At 46.8% G+C, this 21,526-nt stretch carries 19 protein-coding genes; 13 read left to right on the top strand and 6 right to left on the bottom strand.

What is annotated here, in order from left to right:
• Window positions 1-128: 128 nt before the first annotated feature.
• The gene (locus KBW69_RS19730) at window positions 129-1,271 is read right to left on the bottom strand and encodes a M14-type cytosolic carboxypeptidase (protein ID WP_257281983.1); all 1,143 of its coding nucleotides are present in this window, start codon (window positions 1,269-1,271) and stop codon (window positions 129-131) included.
• 202 nt (window positions 1,272-1,473) lie between these two features.
• On the opposite strand from KBW69_RS19730, the gene KBW69_RS19725 reads away from it, so the two are divergent.
• The gene (locus KBW69_RS19725) at window positions 1,474-1,725 is read left to right on the top strand and encodes a YkgJ family cysteine cluster protein (protein ID WP_257281982.1); all 252 of its coding nucleotides are present in this window, start codon (window positions 1,474-1,476) and stop codon (window positions 1,723-1,725) included.
• 12 nt (window positions 1,726-1,737) lie between these two features.
• On the opposite strand, the gene KBW69_RS19720 is transcribed toward KBW69_RS19725, so the two are convergent.
• The gene (locus tag KBW69_RS19720) at window positions 1,738-2,214 is read right to left on the bottom strand and encodes a MaoC family dehydratase (protein ID WP_257281981.1); all 477 of its coding nucleotides are present in this window, start codon (window positions 2,212-2,214) and stop codon (window positions 1,738-1,740) included.
• 93 nt (window positions 2,215-2,307) lie between these two features.
• Window positions 2,308-3,279, bottom strand: a complete 972-nt coding sequence (locus tag KBW69_RS19715) for an alpha/beta hydrolase (RefSeq protein ID WP_257281980.1) — start codon at window positions 3,277-3,279, stop codon at window positions 2,308-2,310.
• Between the two features lie 135 nt (window positions 3,280-3,414).
• On the opposite strand from KBW69_RS19715, the gene KBW69_RS19710 reads away from it, so the two are divergent.
• From KBW69_RS19710 to KBW69_RS19700, 3 genes are all read left to right on the top strand, one after another.
• On the top strand, window positions 3,415-3,570 hold the full coding sequence (locus KBW69_RS19710; protein ID WP_257281979.1) for a hypothetical protein: 156 nt from the start codon (window positions 3,415-3,417) through the stop codon (window positions 3,568-3,570).
• A gap of 142 nt (window positions 3,571-3,712) precedes the next feature.
• Window positions 3,713-7,630, top strand: a complete 3,918-nt coding sequence (hrpA, locus tag KBW69_RS19705) for an ATP-dependent RNA helicase HrpA (protein ID WP_257281978.1) — start codon at window positions 3,713-3,715, stop codon at window positions 7,628-7,630.
• Between the two features lie 49 nt (window positions 7,631-7,679).
• Window positions 7,680-7,964, top strand: coding sequence for a hypothetical protein (locus tag KBW69_RS19700; RefSeq protein ID WP_257281977.1), 285 nt, complete (start codon window positions 7,680-7,682; stop codon window positions 7,962-7,964).
• A gap of 222 nt (window positions 7,965-8,186) precedes the next feature.
• Here KBW69_RS19700 and KBW69_RS19695 read toward each other — a convergent pair whose 3' ends face one another.
• Window positions 8,187-9,248 (bottom strand): hypothetical protein, encoded by a 1,062-nt coding sequence (locus KBW69_RS19695; RefSeq protein ID WP_257281976.1) that lies wholly within the window; start codon window positions 9,246-9,248, stop codon window positions 8,187-8,189.
• Between the two features lie 645 nt (window positions 9,249-9,893).
• On the opposite strand from KBW69_RS19695, the gene KBW69_RS19690 reads away from it, so the two are divergent.
• Window positions 9,894-10,670 carry a hypothetical protein gene (locus KBW69_RS19690; RefSeq protein WP_257281975.1) on the top strand — a complete coding sequence of 259 codons (777 nt, stop codon included), beginning with the start codon at window positions 9,894-9,896 and terminating at the stop codon, window positions 10,668-10,670.
• 101 nt (window positions 10,671-10,771) lie between these two features.
• Here the strand turns inward: KBW69_RS19690 and KBW69_RS19685 are convergent, their stop codons facing one another.
• Window positions 10,772-11,809: a hypothetical protein gene (locus KBW69_RS19685; protein ID WP_257281974.1), complete on the bottom strand. Its 1,038-nt coding sequence runs from the start codon at window positions 11,807-11,809 to the stop codon at window positions 10,772-10,774.
• A 383-nt stretch (window positions 11,810-12,192) separates the two neighbouring features.
• On the opposite strand from KBW69_RS19685, the gene KBW69_RS19680 reads away from it, so the two are divergent.
• The 3 genes from KBW69_RS19680 (at window position 12,193) to KBW69_RS19670 (ending at window position 15,077) form a co-directional block, all read left to right on the top strand.
• Window positions 12,193-13,383, top strand: coding sequence for a hypothetical protein (locus KBW69_RS19680; protein ID WP_257281973.1), 1,191 nt, complete (start codon window positions 12,193-12,195; stop codon window positions 13,381-13,383).
• A gap of 287 nt (window positions 13,384-13,670) precedes the next feature.
• Window positions 13,671-14,873, top strand: a complete 1,203-nt coding sequence (locus tag KBW69_RS19675) for an OprO/OprP family phosphate-selective porin (RefSeq protein ID WP_257281972.1) — start codon at window positions 13,671-13,673, stop codon at window positions 14,871-14,873.
• Window positions 14,874-14,891: 18 nt separating this feature from the next.
• On the top strand, window positions 14,892-15,077 hold the full coding sequence (locus KBW69_RS19670) for a hypothetical protein (protein WP_257281971.1): 186 nt from the start codon (window positions 14,892-14,894) through the stop codon (window positions 15,075-15,077).
• A 56-nt stretch (window positions 15,078-15,133) separates the two neighbouring features.
• On the opposite strand, the gene KBW69_RS19665 is transcribed toward KBW69_RS19670, so the two are convergent.
• Complete coding sequence (locus KBW69_RS19665) at window positions 15,134-15,442, bottom strand: SWIM zinc finger domain-containing protein (RefSeq protein ID WP_257281970.1); 309 nt, start codon at window positions 15,440-15,442, stop codon at window positions 15,134-15,136.
• Between the two features lie 415 nt (window positions 15,443-15,857).
• On the opposite strand from KBW69_RS19665, the gene KBW69_RS19660 reads away from it, so the two are divergent.
• The 5 genes from KBW69_RS19660 to KBW69_RS19640 form a co-directional block, all read left to right on the top strand.
• Window positions 15,858-17,315, top strand: a complete 1,458-nt coding sequence (locus KBW69_RS19660; protein ID WP_257281969.1) for a sigma-54 dependent transcriptional regulator — start codon at window positions 15,858-15,860, stop codon at window positions 17,313-17,315.
• A gap of 722 nt (window positions 17,316-18,037) precedes the next feature.
• On the top strand, window positions 18,038-18,847 hold the full coding sequence (locus tag KBW69_RS19655; RefSeq protein WP_257281968.1) for a P-loop NTPase: 810 nt from the start codon (window positions 18,038-18,040) through the stop codon (window positions 18,845-18,847).
• 2 nt (window positions 18,848-18,849) lie between these two features.
• On the top strand, window positions 18,850-19,596 hold the full coding sequence (locus KBW69_RS19650) for an RNA polymerase sigma factor FliA (protein WP_257281967.1): 747 nt from the start codon (window positions 18,850-18,852) through the stop codon (window positions 19,594-19,596).
• A gap of 200 nt (window positions 19,597-19,796) precedes the next feature.
• Window positions 19,797-20,306, top strand: a complete 510-nt coding sequence (locus KBW69_RS19645; RefSeq protein WP_257281966.1) for a rhodanese-like domain-containing protein — start codon at window positions 19,797-19,799, stop codon at window positions 20,304-20,306.
• Between the two features lie 273 nt (window positions 20,307-20,579).
• Window positions 20,580-21,526: hypothetical protein (locus KBW69_RS19640; protein ID WP_257281965.1), on the top strand; the 947-nt coding region annotated here is incomplete at its 3' end.

Raw genomic sequence — 21,526 nt, 5'->3', positions numbered from 1 at the left:
TGCTAAATCACAGTAGCTTGCTTCGGAATAGTTGCCAGTCACTCCTCAGAATCTTCTTTAATCGGGCTATCTTGTAGGAAATGTTTTTTGTAAGGCATGGCCTTCCGAGTGAAGACCATACCCTTTATTTAAGCGTCCTGGCGCAAGTGGTCAATGACTGCGAACATGGCATTGAGATTGGCGGCTCCCAGAGCCTGACTTCTTTCAGGGCTCCAGCCCTGGTACTCATCCGGTGAGTCCACTGTGTCCTTGAAAGGCATTTCCAGAGTCATTGATAAACAATCGAAGCGTTCAGCCAGGGCTGCAGTGCAAACCGTCATGTTGGCCTTGCCGGGTTCATCTTTTGGATAACCGAATTCTGTCTGGAAATCCGGGCTGGCCTGAACCAGGGCCTGCAGATAGTTTTCGGTTAAAGCATTGAGTCGATCGGTCCAGGAAGGAATGCCTTCAGCCGCTGCAATAAAATTGTAGGGCAGGGCTTCGTCACCGTGGACATCCAGAGCCAGGTCGACACCAGTCTCATCCATTTTGTTCCTTACCAGCAGCACTTCAGGGCTTCTTTCCGGGGTGGGGGCAGCCCACTCCCGGTTCAAATTGGCACCACAGGCATTACTGCGCAGGTAACCACGACGGCTGCCGTCTGGATTCATGTTGGGCACGACGTAGAAAACGGCTTTTTTCAACAGTTCACGAGCAACCGGGCAGGCAGGGTCCAGCAGTCGCTGAAGGAAGCCTTCCATCCACCATTCCGCCATGGTTTCACCGGGGTGTTGTCGGGCAATGACCCAGCATGTGCGCTTGCCTTCGCCAGCACCAATTTTTAACAGGTCCATGGGTTGCCCGTCCAGGGTGTCTCCCAGGGTTTCCGTCTGGACAATGGCCGATTGCTGAGCCCAGGCAATCAGGTCATGATGGCGTTCCATGGAGTAGGGGGCAAAATAAGCGTAATAGACCGTATTACATTCGGGAGTGTGCTGAATGGTCAGTTTTTCACCGTCGTAAGCGGTATCGACACGGAACCAGTGCTCTCTGTCATAGGAGGCAACCGCTCGGTAATCGATCCAGCCTTTTGCGTAGGATGATTCCGGGGCATTATTCAGATGCATAGTCAGGGGTTGACCTTCAGCGCCTCCGACCCGGTAGTAAAACCACTGATAAAACCCGGAATTAACGTCTTTGTTGATTTCCAGCTGAATATGCTCCGGATTGTCCTTGTTGATAACCCTGATGTTACCGCCATCAAACTGGCTGGAGATATGGAGTGATGTCATGAACTTTCTTTACTTCTTTCAATGATTCGCGGCTACGCTAACCTATCAGGTGTGAAAAATATACCTTTCGGGATGTGTGTTTGTACCTTGCGAGATATCCTTGTTTCTATCGGGCCATCGAAGCATTAGAATGCCGCCGCCTGTCAGTTTCATTCATTAACAGGGGGTTTTTGATTGTTTTTCGGATTACGAGGGTAGGTAAGTGGAATGTCGTCTCGGATGCGGTGCCTGTTGTATAGCACCTTCAATTTCTTCTGCTATACCGGGTATGCCTGAAGGCAAGCCCGCCGGGGTTCGTTGTGTTCAGCTTGATGACAATAATCTTTGCAAAATCTTTGGTCAGTCTGACCGTCCTGAAGTTTGTTCTGGTTTCAAGGCAGACAGAGCTGTGTGTGGTCAGAAAAACTCTGTTGCCCTAAGTAATTTGATAGCGCTGGAAACGCTGACCGGCTGAAGGTGGTCAGGCTCAGTTAATCAGCTCTACATCGGGTAACGGGTATTCATCCACCACCACTTTTTCAATGGCGGGCATGACTTCTGCTTTGCCCTTAACCACTGTTTTACCGTTCTGGTTGACCACCTTCGTGGAGAGGGTTGCCCGCTTGCGACGTTCATTAAGGTCTACCACTTCCAGTTCAACGGTAACTGTGTCACCAATTTTGACAGGACGCATGAACCTGACTTCCTGTGACAGGTAAATTCCGCCGGGTCCGGGCAGCTTTGTTGCGAGGGCGCAGGAGATTAGAGAGGAGGTCCACATTCCGTGAGCAATCCGTCCCTCAAACTGGGTGGTGGCGGCAAAATCCTTGTCCAGATGTACCGGGTTGGTATCACCGGACACTTTGGCGAACAGCAGAAGATCCTGTTCGGTCAGTGTTCGGGTCAGAGTTTCTTTATCCCCGATTTTTAGCTCATCAAACGGGGTGTTTTCCAGTTTACGCATTATCATTGGCCCTTAGAGGCAAAATAACAAAAAAGGGCGGCAGTAAATACTGCCGACTGAAAATCCATTAATGCCCTGAGAGACTTTTTGTGATCAGGGCTCTGTAACCATTGGAATGGTGTCATTCACTGAAGAGCATTCATTGCTCCTGATTGTTTGATCAATCCATTGTAACAGGCGTTGTGTCACTTGCTGAGAATTCGTTTCATGCAACATTTCGTGACGGCCTTCAGGATAAAGGCTCAGTGTGACATTTTTTAAACCGGCTTTCCGTAATGCTTTGGTAAGTTTCTGTTGTCCTTCCGGAGCGCTGACCGGATCTTTTTCACCGCCCATGACCAGAACAGGCAGCTCCGATTCAATCTGTTTAAGGTGGTGGCAGGCTCTGATGTGGAGCAACCCCCTGAAGAGATCGTGCCACAGTTGATTGCTGCAGTGGAAACCACAGAGTTCATCGGCGATGTAGTCATCCACCGCATCCGGGTCTCTGCTGAGCCAGTCGAACTCAGTTCGATTTGGCTTGAATTGGCGGTTGTAGCTGGAGAAGGTCAATTGCCTGATCAGTGGGCTTATGCCTTTCTTGCCTTGTCGGCGGCATTCAACTTTGGCTATTAGCAGGCCAGCTTCCAGTAACAGTCTGGGAGCATAATTTGAGCCGGAGAGAATAGCGCCTGCCAGCCTGGGAGTATGTTGGACCAGATAGCTCTGAAGAATGTAGCTCCCCATACTGTGACCCATAAGGATCAGCGGGACGCCGGGCAATTTTTTCTGGATAAACTCAACAACGGTTGCCAGATCATCCACCACTTTATGCCAGCCACGCTGCCTGGCGAAATAGCCTTCACCATTTTGCTCAATACAGGCACCGTGCCCTCTGTGATCATGAGCGAAGACAATGTAGCCTGCCTGATTCAGTTCTGTGGCAAAAGAACGGTAACGCTGTCCATATTCCGCCATGCCATGGCTGATGTGAACAATGCCTTTGCGGTTGACGCATTCCGGAAGGTGATTCCAACAATAGAGAGGAATGTTATGGTCGTCGCTTTTCAGTGTGTAAATTTTCATGCCGTGGAGCTGCTCTGGTTATTGTTGAAATTCTGCTCTTTAGCCTTGGGTATTGGGTAAGTCCCTTTATCTGGTAGGCGGAGTAGGGCGGTTCAAGACTTGTCTCGTATAGTCACTAAACATCTTATGGCAAAAATGAAACAATTAGTAAATGATTTAAGGTTTTTTTCAACCGGCTCTCTATCGGGGAAACTGAAAAGCAAGCATCTGACCGGCTTCAAAGTGTCTGAACAGATTGAATTTCGGGAGGCATTGCCGACCACTGATCCCGGTAAGATTTTTTGTCGTTAATTACGTGATGCAGAGTTGAGAAAACGAGAGCTTTAAATACCTGGCCCGCCGGTCAGCCTCCTAGAAAAGAAAAACGGATATCAAGGCTCAGAGCGAGTATAATCGCGCGTTTTGATTGAAATGCATTTTCCGGGAGATATGAGTGTCCGGCCACTCACAGAAGAAAGCACTGTATGACGCTCTGGACCAATGCATGGTCAGGGATCGTTTTCCCATTCGCAGGCAGATTCAGAGACTGAAAACCAGCGATCAGGCGGCGATGGATAAGCTGCAGGAAAGAATCGCTTTTTCCACTTCCAGAGTTGAGGAAAGGCAACAGGCTGTTCCTGAGATTGAATACGATGAGGCGCTGCCAGTGGTAGCCCGTCGTGATGAGATCCGTGAAGCGATTGAAAAACATCAGGTCGTTGTTATTGCGGGTGAAACAGGTTCCGGCAAAACCACCCAGATTCCGAAAATCTGTCTGGAAGCCGGTCGGGGCATTGTTGGTCAGATAGGCCACACTCAGCCGAGAAGACTGGCAGCGCGTTCAGTCGCCAGCCGGATAGCGCAGGAGCTGAAAGTGCCTGTGGGTGAACAGGTAGGCTACCAGGTTCGATTCACTGATCATGGCAATCAGAATACCCTGATTAAACTGATGACCGATGGTATTTTGCTGGCAGAGATTCAGAATGATCGTTTCCTCAACCGCTACGATACCCTCATTATTGATGAAGCCCATGAGCGCAGCCTGAATATTGATTTCCTGCTGGGTTATCTGAAAATTCTGTTACCCAAAAGACCCGATTTGAAGTTGATTATCACTTCGGCCACCATCGATGTTGAGCGGTTCTCAAAGCATTTTGACCATGCGCCTGTCATTGAGGTGTCTGGCCGAACCTATCCCGTCGATGTCAATTATCGCCCCCTGGAAGATCTGGAACTGGAAGGTCGGGATGCGGACCTGAGGGCTCAGCAGGGCATACTGTCCTGTCTGCGAGATATAGAAGCGCTCGAACGTTCACGCAATGGCGGACGTCTGGGGGATGTGCTGGTATTTCTCAGCGGTGAGCGGGAAATCCGGGAAACCAACAAGTTCCTCAAGGACGCCCGGCTGGCCCATACCGAGATTCTCCCTCTTTATGCCCGCCTTTCTGCGGCAGAACAAAACCGCATTTTTCAGCCTCATGGCGGTGGTCGAAGAGTTATCCTGTCCACCAACGTAGCGGAAACCTCCCTGACCGTACCGGGGATTCGATACGTTATTGACCCGGGTACGGCAAGAATTAGCCGTTACAGTGTCCGTTCGAAAGTTCAACGGCTACCCATTGAGCCGATATCCCGGGCCTCGGCCAATCAGCGAAAAGGTCGATGTGGTCGTGTAGCAGAAGGTATTTGCTACCGACTTTATTCTGAAGAAGACTTTCTGGGACGTCCTGAATTTACCGATGCCGAAATTCTCAGAACCAATCTGGCGGCGGTTATTTTGCAGATGCTCCGGTTGGGGTTGGGTGATATTGCTGCCTTTCCTTTTGTCGATGCGCCGGATACCAAGGCGATCAACGATGGTTTTAAGCTGTTGCAGGAGCTGGGTGCCGTCACCGAAAAACGTCGTATGACTCGCATCGGTCAGCAGATTTCCAGATTGCCGGTTGATCCCCGAATGGCCCGAATGCTGGTGGAAGCCGATAAAAACCGTGCTCTTGGCGAATTGCTGGTCATCACCAGTGCTCTGGCGATTCAAGACCCAAGAGAGCGACCGGCAGAGAAAAAGCAGGCTGCTGATCAGCGACACCGTGAACATTATCACGACGACTCGGATTTTATGAGTCTGGTTCAGCTCTGGAATACCTATGAAGAGCAGCGTCAGCAGCTGTCCCAGAACCAGTTGCGTAAATATTGCAAACAGCAGTTCCTGTCGTTTATGAGAATGCGTGAGTGGCGGGATCTGCACCGGCAATTAGCGCTGGCCTGTAAAGAGGTCGGTCTGAAAGTGAATGATGACGAAGCGAGTTATGCGGATATTCATAAATCCCTGCTGGCGGGTTTGCTTTCTCATCTGGGCAGCAAAGACGATGACGGGGATTATCTGGGTGCGCGTAACCGTCGCTTTTATATCTTCCCGTCATCAACACTGAATAAGCGCAAGCCCAAGTGGCTGATGACGGCTGAGCTGGTGGAAACCTCCAGACTGTTTGCCCGCACCAATGCCAAAATTGAGCCTCAGTGGATTGAGCCGCTGGCGGGTCATCTGGTCAAAAAAAATTATTTTGAACCCCACTGGGAGAAGAAAAGAGCTCAGGTGCTGGCGTTTGAGCAGGTGACTCTTTACGGCCTGATTATTGTGGGTCGTCGTCGGGTCGGTTATGGCGCTATTGACCCCGTGGTAGCCCGTGAGATTTTTATCCGGGAAGCTCTGGTAGAGGGGCATTATCAGTCAAAGGGCAAGTTCCAGTCCCACAACCTGTCGTTGATTCAGGAAGTGGATGAACTGGAAGCCAAGTCTCGACGCAGAGATATTCTGGTAGACCCGGAAACCCTTTATCAGTTCTACGATGAAAAGCTGCCCGCCAATATCCACAACGGAGCGGGTTTTGAAAAGTGGCGTAAGGAAGCTGAGAAACAGGATGCTCAGCGGTTGTACCTCACCAAAGAGTATCTGATGAGGCACGACGCAGGTGAGGTAACTGAGAACAAATACCCGGATTGTTTCCGCTGGGACGGACTGGAGCTACCACTGTCGTATCATTTTGAACCAGGTGCCCCGGACGATGGGGTGACGCTGACATTACCGGTACAGGCTCTGAGATTGTTGCCTAAACACCGGTTGGAATGGCTGGTGCCCGGTATGCTTTACGACAAGTGTGTCGCCCTGGTCAGAGCCTTGCCCAAGGCGGTGCGCAAAAACTTTGTCCCGGTACCGGATTATATTCGGGGCGCTATGGAGTCTATGTCTGTCTGCGATGAACCCCTGACCGATATACTGGGACATCACCTGCATCGTATGTCCGGTGTGCGTATTCTGGATGAGCACTGGGATAGCCATGATCTGCCCGATCATTTGCAGATGAACTTCCGGCTGATGGATGAGAACGGCAAGCTGCTTGGACAGGGCCGTGATCTGACCAGACTCAAAGAACAGTTTGGTCGGGAGTCTGAAGACAGTATGCGCAGACTCACGGACAGTTCATTGGAGCAGGAAGGCCTGAAAGACTGGACTTGTGGTGAGCTGCCGGAAGAAATAACCCGTAAAGTGGGTGGTCTGGTACTTAAAACCTATCCGGCTCTGGTGGATCAGAACAGTTCAGTGGCCGTGAAACTGTTTGAAGACAAGGCCATGGCTGAAGCCACTCACCGCATGGGTGTGACTCGCCTGTTGCAGTTCAAACTGTCCAGCCAGTTGAAGTTTGCCTTGACGAAAATGACGCATCTGAAACAGGTGAAGCTGCTGGCCACAGGCATCATGCAAGCCAGGGTACTGGAGGCGGATCTTCAGGCGTTCCTCATTTCAGAGGTGTTTGTTGGTGATCCTGCCCTGTCATCTGCCAATAAGGGGCCAAGAGATGAAGCAGCTTTCAACGCTCTGATTGAAGAGCGAAAAGACCAGCTGGTGCCTTTTGCGCAAGAGGTGGATAACTTGCTGTTTGAGATTTTTCAGAAAGCTCACAACATCAGTAAACAACTGAAGGGCAACCTATCCTTTGACCGGGCTTTTTCACTGTCCGATATCAAACAGCATCTGGGTCAGCTGATCTATCCCGGTTTTCTCTGTGATGCCGGCATTGAGTGGCTCAGGCACTATCCAAGATTCCTCGAAGGCATTGAGGTAAGACAGGAGAAACTGCCTGCCCAGGTCAACAAAGACAGGGCCTGGTCAGAGGAGCTGGCTACCCTTTTTAAGGCTTGGGAAAAACGTAAAGCCATTCATGAGAAGCATAAAATGGTGGATGAAAACCTGATGCTTTACCGCTGGATGCTGGAAGAGTATCGCGTCTCACTATTTGCCCAGAAACTGGGAACCCGTTTCCCGGTATCCGACAAACGTCTGAGGAAGCTCTGGCAAGAGGTTCAGGAAATCTGATAAAAGTCGTTAACTCATAGTGACACGGATTGGCAGGGAGGCTATGTCCATGAAAAACCTTTTGAAGGGGGCTGTTTTCATTTTGGCTATTCTGGGGCTCGGGTTTACTGTTGCCAACGAAATGGATCTTTTTGAAGAACAGAATAATACTGATTCTGCGCAGTTCGACTTCGGCGAAGAAGATCTGCATCAGAATGAAACGACTTCATACCCGGAGCAGGACTTTGAATCAGAAGGCGAGGTCGAATATGAGGTCGAAGACAGAGAGTACGATGATGACGAATACAATGATGATTCTGACGAGGATGAAAGCGTTATAGAAGAGGGCTATTAGTTCTAGCAGCCTGTCGGACTTAAAGCTGTCCTACTGCGGTTGCAATAAATTGGTCTAAAAATTCCTGCTTCTTCGTCAAATAGCTCGCTATTCTCCTCAGAAGCAGAAATTTTTATCCTCAATTTCTTGTAATCCTCGCTACGGACGCTTAAGTCCGACAGGCTGCTAGCCCTTCTTAAGGATCGATCATCAAGTATCGATTTTACTAAAAGCGTGTAGCGTTCACCATGCGGCTGCAGTAAAGAGGTACAATGAAATCAGAAAAGCGAATGCTGGCGAATTGGGGGGAGGGCTTGCCTCACTGGCAAGATACTCGAGGTTGTTCGCACTTGCTATATTCACGGTCAGGGACGACTTCCATACCAGAGAGCTTCCTTCCTCGGGAAATGCTTCAAAGATATAAACATCACCATTATTATATCTTGGTCGCAGAATAACCAAATGCTGATCCCCACTCTGACATAGCCAGCTATTGATGATTTCACCTTCATCGCCCAACTGGTTAATAACACTGTTAGTCTCGCAAAGTGCAACAATGGGAAACGCTGATTCCTTGTTAATTTGCAGATTCTGATTCTCGTTATGGCGAACATTCCAGACGAGTTGAAAGGGTTGTTTAATTGAATCACTAAAATCTGTTGGGGCAGTTGTTGGATAAGTTGTTATCACAGGGTAAGTCGTTGTCTCAGTGTCATTCCCTGTCTCAGAATAAGCCGTTGTTTCAGAATGAGTCGTTGTTTCAGGATAAGTCGTTGTTTCAGGATAAGTCGTTGTTTCAGATTCTTTGACGGGTTCGACATACACCATAAGTCGCATGTTATGGGATCGGCAATGACCGCCTTCACGGTTATCGAGTGAAGATTTAGTACCATTTGCTGTGGATATAAAATAGTAGGAATGACCTGGCAAATAGACTCTCGAATCGACAGCACCGTATTCAGTAAATAGTACCCTGTGGAAACGAATAAGAGCAGGTGTATCGCATTTTCTCAAAAGCAAACTTGAAGACTTGGTGATATTTACTTTACATTGTTCATAGTCGGCTTTATCGACTTGCCAAAGGTTATCATACATTTCGTCAGGATTTTTAAAGTGCTCGCTGGGCTTTAGATAAATGGCAACATTACCACAAACAAAATATGTCACTGATCGAGGCAGTACGGATAAGCTTTCATTTACATTTTTTGAAAATGCATCAATAGTCCACATGATTGAAGGGTTGTGGCCTGCTTGAGCTTTAGCCAGATGGAGTAGCAAGACGAGACCGACTAAGTTGACTTTCATACATTTTCTCCACGACACATAGAAAGATATATGGAACATAAGAGCCACCTGAGCATTTTTTTAAACACCCGACTCTATAGCATCACATTGGCTTGTGTGCCACGGTAAAATAGCAGACTTTCAGAGCACTAAAGATTCGGTTAAGTCGTGAACTTTTAGTGAAAAGACAAAAGACATGGGTAGGCAGGAATTTCTGCTACTTTTGTTTCTGAGCTGTAATGGAGAAAAAATATGAAGCCTGTTTTATTTGGACTCGCACTGTTATTCCATCTTTTGTCGGTATGTTATGCGGTTGATGAATACGAAAGCATTTTTTGGGATCCGGATTTGTTTTCGCATGAGGTGAATACAACCCTGTATGTAAGGCTAAATGCAAAGATAAATGTTATCTGTCCGAGCATTGACATTGTTGTAAAGCATCGGGGCAAAGATCGACAAGTCTCTACAACGTACGAAAATGTATGGTTGGCCTTCAATAAAACGAGCTATGATAATTGTCGGATAGATAAAAAGTATGATCCTAAAGCAGTCCTTTACCTATGCCCTGATCCTACAAAATTGAATAAAATTCCACTGATCTTTCGTAGTCGTTCTAGCGCACCTCCTAGCACTCCGACTTTATTTGAAGGGGGAAAAGATTACTATTTGATATCCACATCTGATGGCACTGAGTCTTCAATCCACCGTAGTGAAGGTGGGCGTTGCCATACACGTAATATGCGTGTCAGGATTCATGTCTGTGAAGCAAAAATGTCTGATAGCCTTGATCCCAACTGCCGTAGAATACTTGATCCCAAATCAAATATTTGTCCTGCAACCGATCCTGTTGCTGAACCTTATCATTTAACGACTCATGCTCCCGTGACGACTCTTGCTCCTGTAACGACTCCTGCTCCTACCAATATTTCCGAAATCTATAATGACACTGACTCTGATACCGAAACGTTTACCACAACAATGGCTGAAACGGTTAATGCAAGGGCGACTGAAACGACTTCAGCCGGGTATAATCATCCATTGCCACGACCTGTTGAGTTAGTGTGGGTGATTGGCTACAACCAGTCTCAAACCGAACATATTTCTGAAGCAGCGAATCATTCGTTGGTGGCGCTTTGTGAAGAGACCAACAGTAAGGTCAGTTTGCTGAACGACAGGGGAACCATTGTTGATAGCTGGTTATGCCAGCATGCAGGCGAGCGTCTGGTGATTCTCAAACCCGAATATCGCAGTGATGACGTTTATCTGTTTGAGGCATTACCCGGGTATGGCAGCGTGAGGCCATGGAAATCGGTCCTGACTGTCAATGTAGACAATGTGGGTAGCGTCAGGCAACGCTTTATCAGTAACGCAGACTCCCTCTATCACCTGCCTGGATTTGCTCTTTTGGCCTCAATGTATTTTATTGCTGCAAGCCTACACTGACAGGCTTAAGAATCGTCCCCTGCCCGATCATTTGCAGACGAACTTGCGGCTGATGGATGAGAAGTGCAAGGGGCCGTGACCTGACCAGTCTTAAATAGCGTTCACCACACGCTTACAGTAAAGAGATACAATGAAATCAGAAAAGCAAGTGCTGGCGAGCGGGGAGATGGGGTTGCCTCACTTGCAAGATACTCAAGGTTATTCGCACTTGCTATATTCACGGTCAGGGACGATTTCCATACCAGCGAGCTTCCTTCCTCGGGAAATGCTTCAAAGATATAAACATCACCATTATTATATTTTGGTCTTAGAATGACCAAGTGCTGATCCCCACTCTGACATAGCCAGCTATTGAGAGTTTCACCTTCGTCACCCAGCTGGTTAATGACACTGTTAGTTTTGCAAAGCGCAACGATCGGAAATTCTGAGTCCTTGTTAATTTGCAGGTTCTGATTCTCGTTATGGCGAATATTCCAGACGAGTTCAAAAGGTTGTTTAATTGAACGACTATGAACTGTTGGAGCAGTTGCTGGATAAGTTGTTGTAACAGGGTAAGTCGTTGTCTCGGTGTAATTCACTGTTTCACTGTGATTCCCTTTCCCGGTATAAATCCTTTTTTCAGGATAAGTTGTTGTTTCAGGATAAGTTGTTGTTTCAGGATAGGTCGTTGTTTCAGGATAGGTCGTTGTTTCAGGCTTTTTATCACTGCATTCGGGATCATTGACTTTACAAACATACACCGCAAGTCGCATGTTATGAGATCGGCAATGACCGCCATCAAGGTCATCGAGTGAAGACTTGGCACCATTCGCTGTGGATATAAAATAGTAGGAATGACCTTTTTTATAGACTGGAAGATTACCGGCAGCATAATCTCTAAAGATTGCCCTGTGTGTGGATATTTGAAACGGATCTTTGCATTTTTTTAAAAGTAAACTTGTAGACTTGCTGATATCCACTTTACATTGGTCGTAGTCAGCTCTATCGACTTGCCACAGGTTGTCATATAGCTCGCTGGGATTTTTATGAATCTCACTCGGCTTTAGATAAATGACACTATTATAACAAACAAAATAGACTATTGATTCATACTTTAGGGATAAGCTTTTATTCACATTTTTTGAAAATGCTTCAGTCATCCAAAATATTGAAGGGTTGTGAATATTTGCATGAGCCTCAACCAGCTGGAGTAGTATGGCGAGTCCCAGTAAGTTGACTACAACGGACTTTCTCCAGGAAACGCGGAAAGACAAATGGAGCATAACAGTCACCTGACTTTTTTAAACACACAACTGTATAGCATTACATTGGCTGGCGCGCCCCGGTAATTGCATGAATATTGCCAAACAGAGGTTTGAGCGATAATCGACGTTTATTGAGGCATGATTGTTCTGTAGTAGCGGCATTTGGATTGCCGTAAGTGAGCAATTCTCGCTAAATAATCTAAAACCTCCAATAGCCGCTCCTTTAGTGCACCAAAGGTTCGGTTAAATCGTGAACTTTTAGCGAAAAGAAAAAAGGCATGGATTGGCAGAAATTTCTGCTATTTTTGTTCCTGAGCTGTACTGGAGAAAAGAACATGAAGTCTGTTTTATTCGGATTCGTATTGTTATTGCAACTGTCGCCAGTGTGCTATGGGCGTGTTCATTACGAAAGCATTTTTTGGGAACCGGATTTATTTTCGCACGAGGTGAATACAACCCTATACATGACTCCAAATTCAGAGATAAAGATTATTTGCCCAAGTCTTAAACTTGTTGTAAGGAAACGATTTAAAGATCGACAATACTATGCAACCTTCGAAAATTTATGGATATCCCACAACAAAACGAGCTACGATAACTGTCGGATAGATAAAAAGTATGAGCCTAATGCAGGTCTTTATCGATGCGATAATCCAGGGATTGTTGATCATATGTCACTGACTTTTCCTAAACGTCTTAATAAAATTATCCCGGAAGGGGGTAAAGATTACTATTTGATATCCACATCCGATGGCTCGGAGACTTCAATCGAGCGCAGTGAAGGTGGAAATTGCCTTACACATAATATGCGCATCAGGGTTCACTTCTGTAAACTACCTGGTGACCCCGATCCCAACTGCCGTGGACCATTTGATCCCAAGTCAAATATTTGTCCTGCAACCGGCCCTTGTCATGGAACGACTGATGTTCCTGAAGCGACTCCTGTTCCTGTTCCTGTTCCTGTTCCTGCTACTGTTTCTGAGACCTATGATTACATTGACGCTGATGCCGAAGTGTTTAGCGAAACAGTCATTGTAAGGACTTCAGGCGGGTATGATTATTCACTGCCACGACCCATTGAGTTAGTGTGGTCGATCGGCCACAACCAGACTCAAACCAAACATATTTCTGAAGCAGATAATCACCCGCTGGTCGTACTTTGTGAAGCGCCCAACAGCAAGGTCAGTCTGCTGAATGAGAAAGGAACCATTGTTGATAGCTGGTTATGTCAGCATGCAGGCGAGCGTCTGGTGATTCTCAAACCCGAATACCGGAATGGCGACGTTTATTTGTTCGAGGCACTACCCGATAATGCCAGTCCGAGGCAATGGAAATCGACCCTGACTGTCAATATAGGCAGTGTAGCTAGCGTCAGGCAAGGCCTTATCAGTAAAGCAAACTCCATTAATAACCTGCCGGGATTTGCCCTTTTGGTCTCAATGTATCTTATGGCTGCAAGTGCACTCTGAAATATTTAAGAGTCGTCCCAGACTCTTAAATAGTGGTGCCAGCGTTTTATTGGGATGAATTATAGCGTCATAAAACCTTCTTTTTCTTGTCACCTCCAAGAAATATTTTCAGCCCAATATACTCACCCGCAGTTAATAAAAAAACAGCCATGAGGGTCTTGCAGCCATGCTTCTAAGTCTGGCGAGGCGGCAAGGACTCTCGGATTGTAAATGATAAAAAATGCCGACACACCGTTCCTTAGAACGAATGAATAAATACTAAAACACAGTATAAATGGAGTTTTTTAATGAAACGTAAACCTGTTTCTCTGGCGGTAGCCGCTGTTGTTGCGGGTCTGACCCTCTCTTCTGCCCATGCTGGTGTCGTCAAGACAGAAGGTGAAGATATAATCGTCAGCACCAAGAATGGTGGTCTTGCGCTGAAAACAGAAGACGGCGCTTTTTCTTTCAAGGTGAGCGGCAAGTTACAGTGGGACTATGCAAGCCTCGATGATCTTTATGTTGCAGACAGTGGTAATGACGCTGAAGCCCGTAAAGGCTATATTCGTCGTGCCGAGATTGGTTTCAGTGGTAAGGCGTACACTGATTGGAAATACAAGCTCAAGCTGAAAACCAAAAGCGACGACTCAATTGAATTGGATGATGCCAAAATCAGTTATGTTGGCTTCAAACCTGTCGAAGTGACTTTGGGTCGCTGGGGTCGTGACTATGGACTGGAAAATACTGTCAGCTCTTCCTGGATTATGGCCATTGAGCGTCCCATGATGTATGACTTCCTGCAAGGCGATGAAGGTAATGACTACGGTATTCAGGTAGCAACCGGTGGTGATAACTATACCGCCGTGTTTGGTATTCATCATGATGGACAGGCGGAAGAAGATAAGCCAGAAGTAGAACGGACTGCCAGTTATGTCTTGCGTGCTACCTATGCCCCCATCATGAATGATGACATGCTGCTTCATCTGGGTCTGAACTATTACAACAAGAATCCGGATGGTGGTTCTGATGTTGAGTTAGAGTCCTCCTTAGGCGCTAAAAAAGGTGCAGACAGGACTGTAACGGTCGCAAACGTTGATAAAGATTCTGAGTATGTTCTGGAGTTGGCGGGGCAGTTCCAATCACTCCAGCTTCAGGGTGAATATGCAGTGAGAGACATGAAGTCTAAAAACGCTAACAGCGACGCTAAAGTTTCCGGCTACTATGGACAGATTTCTTACATGCTGGATGGTGGCAAGCGCACTTATAAAGAAGGTGCTTTTGGTAAGCCAACCGGTGGTCAGTGGGAAGTGTTTGCACGTTACACTCAGGCTACTATCGACCAGGATAGTGTGAGTGATGATCTTGAGCTGAAAACCACTACTTTGGGCGTGAACTACTTTGCGACCAAGAATATCCGTGCCAGCCTGAACTATGTTCAAGGCAAAACCAATGAAAACATTGAAAATGATAAGGGAAGCGCTATCGTAAGCCGCCTGCAATACGTGTTCTGATCCCCAGTCAGTTCCTTTGTGTATGAACTTGGCCCTGTTTTGCAGGGCCTTTTTGATGGTGCCGTAAATGGCGCTGTTCCGGAAGCTATAACAACTGCCGACAGTCAAGCTTCTTCCACACCTTTGTTATCCAGTGGTGGGGCATCCGGCAGGGTAGTGCCTGAGCGCCTTTTTCGGGAATGCACGATTGAGCCAGATCAGTGAACATTTCGTCGACCTCTGACTCAGTATTGTCCCGGTTTTCTTCACCCGGCAATGCATTAATTCGATCCGCGCCCAAAATGCTTTTCTGCCCTGAGCATTAGGGCACAGACATGTTTGCAGTTGAACTGTATGGGGCAGGTGCAGGTACCTGATACAGCATCTTCAGCAGGATCATCCGGATAAGGGTTCAGCTCAATATCGACCAGATAGACCCTGCCTTCTGAACCTTTGACTTGCCCACTTAGAATGCCTGTCTCATCATCTAATTCCAGTGAAATAACCTTATTTCGACGAAAGTAATCAACTCCTCGCTGGGCAGTTTTGGCTCTGAACAGGTCAATGAGGTCGGGATTCAGTGAGTGCATAAAGTCCTGACGGGAAAAGGTAAAAGTGTGAGCATAGCAGTCAGTAGGGTTTCGGACCTGGCAGGGATAGTGTTTCGGTCATGGATAGATAAAAGGAATTCCCGTTAATCTTTTCGGCTTCAGTGCCTGAAAACCAGCAATTTGTCACAGAAGGTGCCATAGAAAGTGCGGTAAAATCAGAGAGATCAGCTTTTGATGGATAGAATGCTCTGTTTATTACAGCAAACGATCCATGAATAGGGCTATTTCACGTCATATTTTGTAAAAAAAACGAAAAATGAATTAAAGTGACGAAGAAATTTGACGAAATAGAATTTTAGACCTTAAATGAATTAATAAGAGTTTGCTTATTGCGATTCATATTATTTCAAGGCTGTTTATTTTCATTGCGTTGATGACAAGGAAAGTCGTTACAATGGATGCAGCAGATCAGGTATTGATCATAGAAGACTCTCAGCAGCGCCGACATGATCTAGGTACCATTATTGAGTTTATGGGGTATCGTACCAGAGCGGTCAGTTCCGCCTACTGGGAAGATGCTATCAGGGAATCCGACAAAAATGGTTTCTGTGCGCTTTTTCTTGGAGACTTTCTCCAGGCAGAAAGTTCAATGCAGGGGATGATCGCCCGCATACAGAACTGGAGTGGCGGGGTTCCCGTCATTCGCATAGCCGACCCGATTCCTGAAAACCTTCAATCTTCTCTACGCAGACAGATTATTGCCCGCATTGACTGGCCCTGCAATCGTTCGCAGTTACTCTCTTGCCTGCATTACGGTCAGGTGTATCGCGAGCAATGGCGTCAACTTCATCAGACCGGCATGAACCAGCAGGTAGAACTGTTCCGTGGGCTGGTGGGTAAAAGTGACAAAGTCCGTAAAGTTCGTGCTTCCATGGCGCAGGTGGCCAACCGTGACGTCAATGTTATGGTGACCGGTGAGTCAGGAACTGGCAAAGAACTGGTGGCCAGAAATCTGCACGACCACTCCCATCGTCGGGATATGCCTTTTGTGCCGGTAAACTGTGGTGCCATTCCTAATGAATTGCTGGAAAGTGAACTGTTTGGCCATGAGAAAGGTTCTTTTACCGGTGCGGTAAGCTCAAGAAAAGGACGGTTTGAACTGGCACAGGGGGGCACACTGTTTCTTGACGAAATTGGTGACATGCCGCTGCACATGCAGGTTAAGTTGCTCAGGGTTCTACAGGAACGCACTATTGAAAGAGTAGGTGGTTCGGAGCAGATTTCCGTGGATGTCAGAATCATAGCGGCTACCCATAAAAACCTTTCTGAAATGATTGAGTCTGGTGAGTTCAGGGAAGACCTGTACTACCGGTTGAACGTATTTCCCATTGAAATGCCGGCGCTAAGGGATCGTCCGGAAGATATTCCTCTGATCCTCAATGAGTTGGTTAGCGCAATGGAAAAACAGAGTCGTGGCTCCATTCGTCTTAGTTCTGCTGCCATTTTATCGCTGTGCCGTCATGACTGGCCAGGTAACGTCAGGGAAATGTCCAATTTGTTGGAAAGACTGGCGATCATGTACCCATACGGTGTCGTAGGTGTTCAGGATTTGCCGCAGAATTTTCGTCATATGGAAGCTATTTCTGATGATGACGGTGTTGCCGAGTTGTTCCCGGACAGTATTCAACCTGCAGGGCCTGGAAAAGTCGATGATTTAGCGATCCTTCCTGTGGGCGGGCTGAATCTAAAGGAATTTTTGACCCGGCTGGAAAAAAGTCTGATTCAGCAAGCTTTGAGTGACTGCAACAGCGTTGTGGCCAGAGCGGCTGACAAACTTCAGATTCGCCGAACAACTCTGGTTGAGAAAATGAGAAAGTATGGTCTTCATCGTTATGAAGAAACCATGCGTTAATCAGCTCGTTTCAAAAAAATGGCTGTCAGCGTGAGCTGATAGCCATTTTTTTTGTCTGCACTTTCCCTGTCATCATATCGACTCTGTTACGGTTTCGTCTTCTTCTGAAAAAAGTAGTCGAGAACGTTTTTGTTTTTTGAAATCCTGAAAATTTTATTTGATAGCTGTCTTTCTTTTTTTACTTAAAAGAAGGTCGTTTTTATGGTTCGTTAAATGATCAGTGACTTTGATTTATTTGGCACTTTCTTTCGTTCGGGTAAGTTTTTTTCAGTTTGTTAAAACTAACTTTCTTTTGTCGTTTTTTGAATTTTCCATTTTTAATCTTTATTAAGTCAGTTAAATAGCACTTTTTACTTTTCTATAAATTTTTATGCGACAGCAATACGTCACTATAAAATGACAGTGTCAAATAACTTTCTTTTTATTTTTCAATAAAACGACGATTGATTTATTTTGTTGAGAGTGATCTTGACTCTGTCAAAAAAGTAACGTGTCGGGGATTCGGCTGGTTAAAAAAAATATCAATAAAAACAGTTTGTTATGGAGTTTGGTTGAGGTCTGGTCAAAATAATGCCGCGTCAGTGATATGGCTATGCCTGAAAAACAGGCATTTTAAAAAATTGGCACGGCTCTTGTTATTAATAAGGTACAGGCAGTAAAAAATAAAAAACGTTTTTGATTCCAGATCTTGTGCAGTAATCACTTAAAAGAAGCTGAAAGCCATGAACTCATCAACAAAACAAATTATTGCAGTTGCGGGGTGTAAAGGTGGAGTAGGTAAAACATTAGTTGCAGTCAATCTCGCACTGGCTCTTACAAACAACGGTAGACGTGTTGTTCTAATGGATGGAAACCTTGCTGTTCCTGATGTCGGAATAAGTCTTGGGCTTGAGAAGAAGCTGGATATGACTCACTTCGATGCCAGCGACTCTTTTTCAAGTTTTATTCAGGATGGCCCTCAGGGTCTGAAGGTGTTGTCGCCAAAAGGGGAGCCTATCTGGCGGGAGACCGTAGAAACCGGTCATGCTGTCCGAATGATAGAAAGCCTGGAGTCACTGGCCCCCACTCTGGATACCCTCGTCATTGATACCGCACCCGGACTGGCTCCGGACAATGTAGCTCTTATTCAGGCAGCGGGAGAAATTCTTATCGTCATCAATCAGGAGGTTGTGTCACTGCTGGATGCTGTGAGGATGATCCGTATGCTTTATAGAATATACGGTGTTCGTCGTTTTGGAGTGATTGTAAATGCCGTCAGTAACCGTCGGTACGGTTCGAACCAGTTTGAAAGACTGCAATCCTACTTGAGTGATGAAGTAGAAATTATTCTCCGTTATCTGGGGGCGATTCCATTCGACAAGGCTGTCGCAGAATCGCTCACCCGTCAGCAGGCTCTGCTGCAAGTCAATCCGGATTGCCGGGCTTCGAAAGCTATTTCCCGTATTGCTCATCAGATAATGGCGATACCGGTTACACCGCCAAGGGGTCGTATCGAATTCTTCTTACCAACAAGAATAAAAGAGAGGGTATAAGCATGGATGCTACAGCACAGGAAGTGCAGGCTACGAAAGCCAATCAGGAAAAGAGTCAGAAACTGATTCAAACCGAAATGGTTGAAACTCATAAGGCTCTGGTAAAAAGAATTGCAAACCACCTGGCCGCCAGAATGCCAGCCAGCGTTCAGATCGATGACCTTGTTCAATCAGGTATGATCGGTTTGCTGGAAGCTGCCTCAAAGTACGATGCCAGTAAAGGTGCCAGTTTCGAAACATTTGCCGGCATCCGTATTCGTGGTGCCATGTTGGATGAAATCCGAAAAGGTGACTGGGGACCAAGATCCGTTTACAGAAACAGTCGCAAAGTGACTGAGGCTATTCAGAAGGTTGAAGCCCGCCTGGGAAGAGACGCCAGAGACTTCGAAGTGGCCCGGGAGCTGGAGGTCAATCTGGATGAATTCTACACCATTCTCAGTGACCTTCGTGGTTGTCGACTGTTCAGTTTTGAAGAACTGTTCGACAGCGAAGAGTCCAGAATGCAGGCCCGTTCTGGAGACCGCGGCCCATCGGCCGATATTCAGGAAGAGAAGTTCAAGTATGCCCTTGTAGAAGCTATAGAGAAGTTGCCCGAGCGGGAAAAGCTGGTCCTGATGCTCTATTACGATGAGGAGATGAATCTCAAGGAAATTGGCAAGGTTCTGGGCGTCAGCGAGTCCAGAGTCAGTCAGATTCACTCCCAGGCAGCTGTCAGATTGAGAGCCAAGCTCCATCACTGGTTAGGTTAAACCTCCAGTGTACCCAGAGGGGCCCTTGAGTATGGGGGCCCCAAGCTCTGAAATAAGTATTTTTGTTTCTATCCAAGGTCATTGTTTCTCCAAACCCTGTGGCTGGAATGTACGCAGGCCCTTGCTCCACATACTTTTTTATTGAGTGGTTTTTATCAAGTAGTTTTTATTAAGCAGTCTTATAACGGACCTGTATTAAAATGAAATGGAATTCTTATCTTGCGGCGTGCTTTCTGGCCCTTTCCTCTTGTTTCTTGTCCGCACAAGAAGCGCCAGTCAATATTAAAAACGTGGTTACCATTAATACCCATCAGGCCAAGCGCCTTCATGAGCTGGGAGCCCTGTTTATAGATGTGAGGCCATATCAACAGTGGGAATGGGGGCATATTGAGCGGTCTCAAAGTCTGGATCTCAGGGCTGGCTTCAGACAGCTGTTTATGCCTGGTGCTCTGGATAAGAAAACGCCCATCGTCATCTATGGCAACAGCACTTACCACATGAGGGGAGCGATCGCGAGTTACCTTGCTGCACTCTGGGGTTACAAGAGAGTGTTTTTTTTCAGGGATGGCTACTTTTCCTGGTTGGCACTTGATTACCCGGTGACGCTTCAATCAGACTTGGGAACAGAAGAAATAATCGGCTGGAAGCCAGAAAAGAAAAAGATTGAAGATATGAGCAATTTACAGACATTCCCGGCAATGATGAAGTAAGTCATTTTCAGCTAGCTTTCGGGCTCAATCACTTCAGGCGCTCGCAGAGCCGGGAATCATTCAGCTTGAGTTAATAAGCTTGCAGTTATACCTGCTGGCGAGTACCCACACTCTCTTTTATATCAAGATTCGTTACGAAATTGTCCCCCCTACAAAGGCAATTGCTCTGCCGGTATCTATCCGAATCGAACTTTTATCCTGTCTGAAGGTCAAATCTACGTATAAGCAAATGATTTCAATGCAGTCCTTTAGATCACGGGAAGGAGAATGACTATGGATGGTCAAGTTGGTGGAGATATAAACAAACTCTCTCTTGTTAGTGACGTGACTCATAGTTATCTACAGGGTAGTGACATACCAGCCGAGAAGAGAGCAAAGCTGGATTCATCGTCAAAGAGGGTAGAAATCTGCGATAAGTTAACCTCCAAACTCACTCTATCATCAACTCCGATTGCATCGCCTGACAGAGCGAGAAGCCTATCCGCAATAGATTCCCCGCTCCGAAAAGTCCCTCATTCCTTCGATTTTCGTTTTGTCACCAGTGATGACGAGGTACGACAGCTTTTAGTGGCCCGGACCGGCGAGGGACAATGTGATGTCACGCTTATCTCCCACCCCGATGACCTCTCACAGGCTAATCTGTTGAGCCGGTTGAGCATTTCTGACGACGGTTGCCACGTTCTGGGTTCAGGCAAGCTGTTTGAAAGTCCAAAGCCACTCACCCTGGTGATAGATATCCGCGAACTCACCAGTGAGGAGCTGCCAAAATTTAACGACCTACTGGACCCGGATAACCCCTGCCTGTACGACAAAGTCAGCCAAAAGAAAAGCCCACTGGGAGAGCATGTTGCTTTAATGGTTTTGGCAGATCCTGCACAGTTGGCATCGGTTGGCCCGACTGATGGCGCTCCGGGTGCTGATTTTTGGCGGCGAATTAATCGGCCGGGAAATACCTGGCAGTTCAACGCACAGACCGGTAGTGACCAGGCGATGAAGATCAACGAGGTTCCTCCGGTATTGGCTGAACTCCCCGGTGTCGAAGGCAACGTGGATGATGACCATACCGTTCTCATTGACTGTCACTTGCACAGTCACTGGCGACACTTACTGCTGGGCGGTCCCGGAGTAGATCAACAGGGGCGAATTCAGCACATCCCCGGCAGGCTTGAGTCATTAAGGGCCGGACAGCGGGTGATTCTGAAAGGAGCCAACTGGCAGGA

The sequence above is a fragment of the Endozoicomonas sp. ISHI1 genome (genome assembly GCF_024606225.1).
In the GTDB taxonomy this organism is placed as follows: domain Bacteria; phylum Pseudomonadota; class Gammaproteobacteria; order Pseudomonadales; family Endozoicomonadaceae; genus Endozoicomonas_A.
The sequence above is the reverse complement of the archived record's forward strand: the minus strand, read 5'-3'. Positions and strand labels throughout refer to the sequence as shown.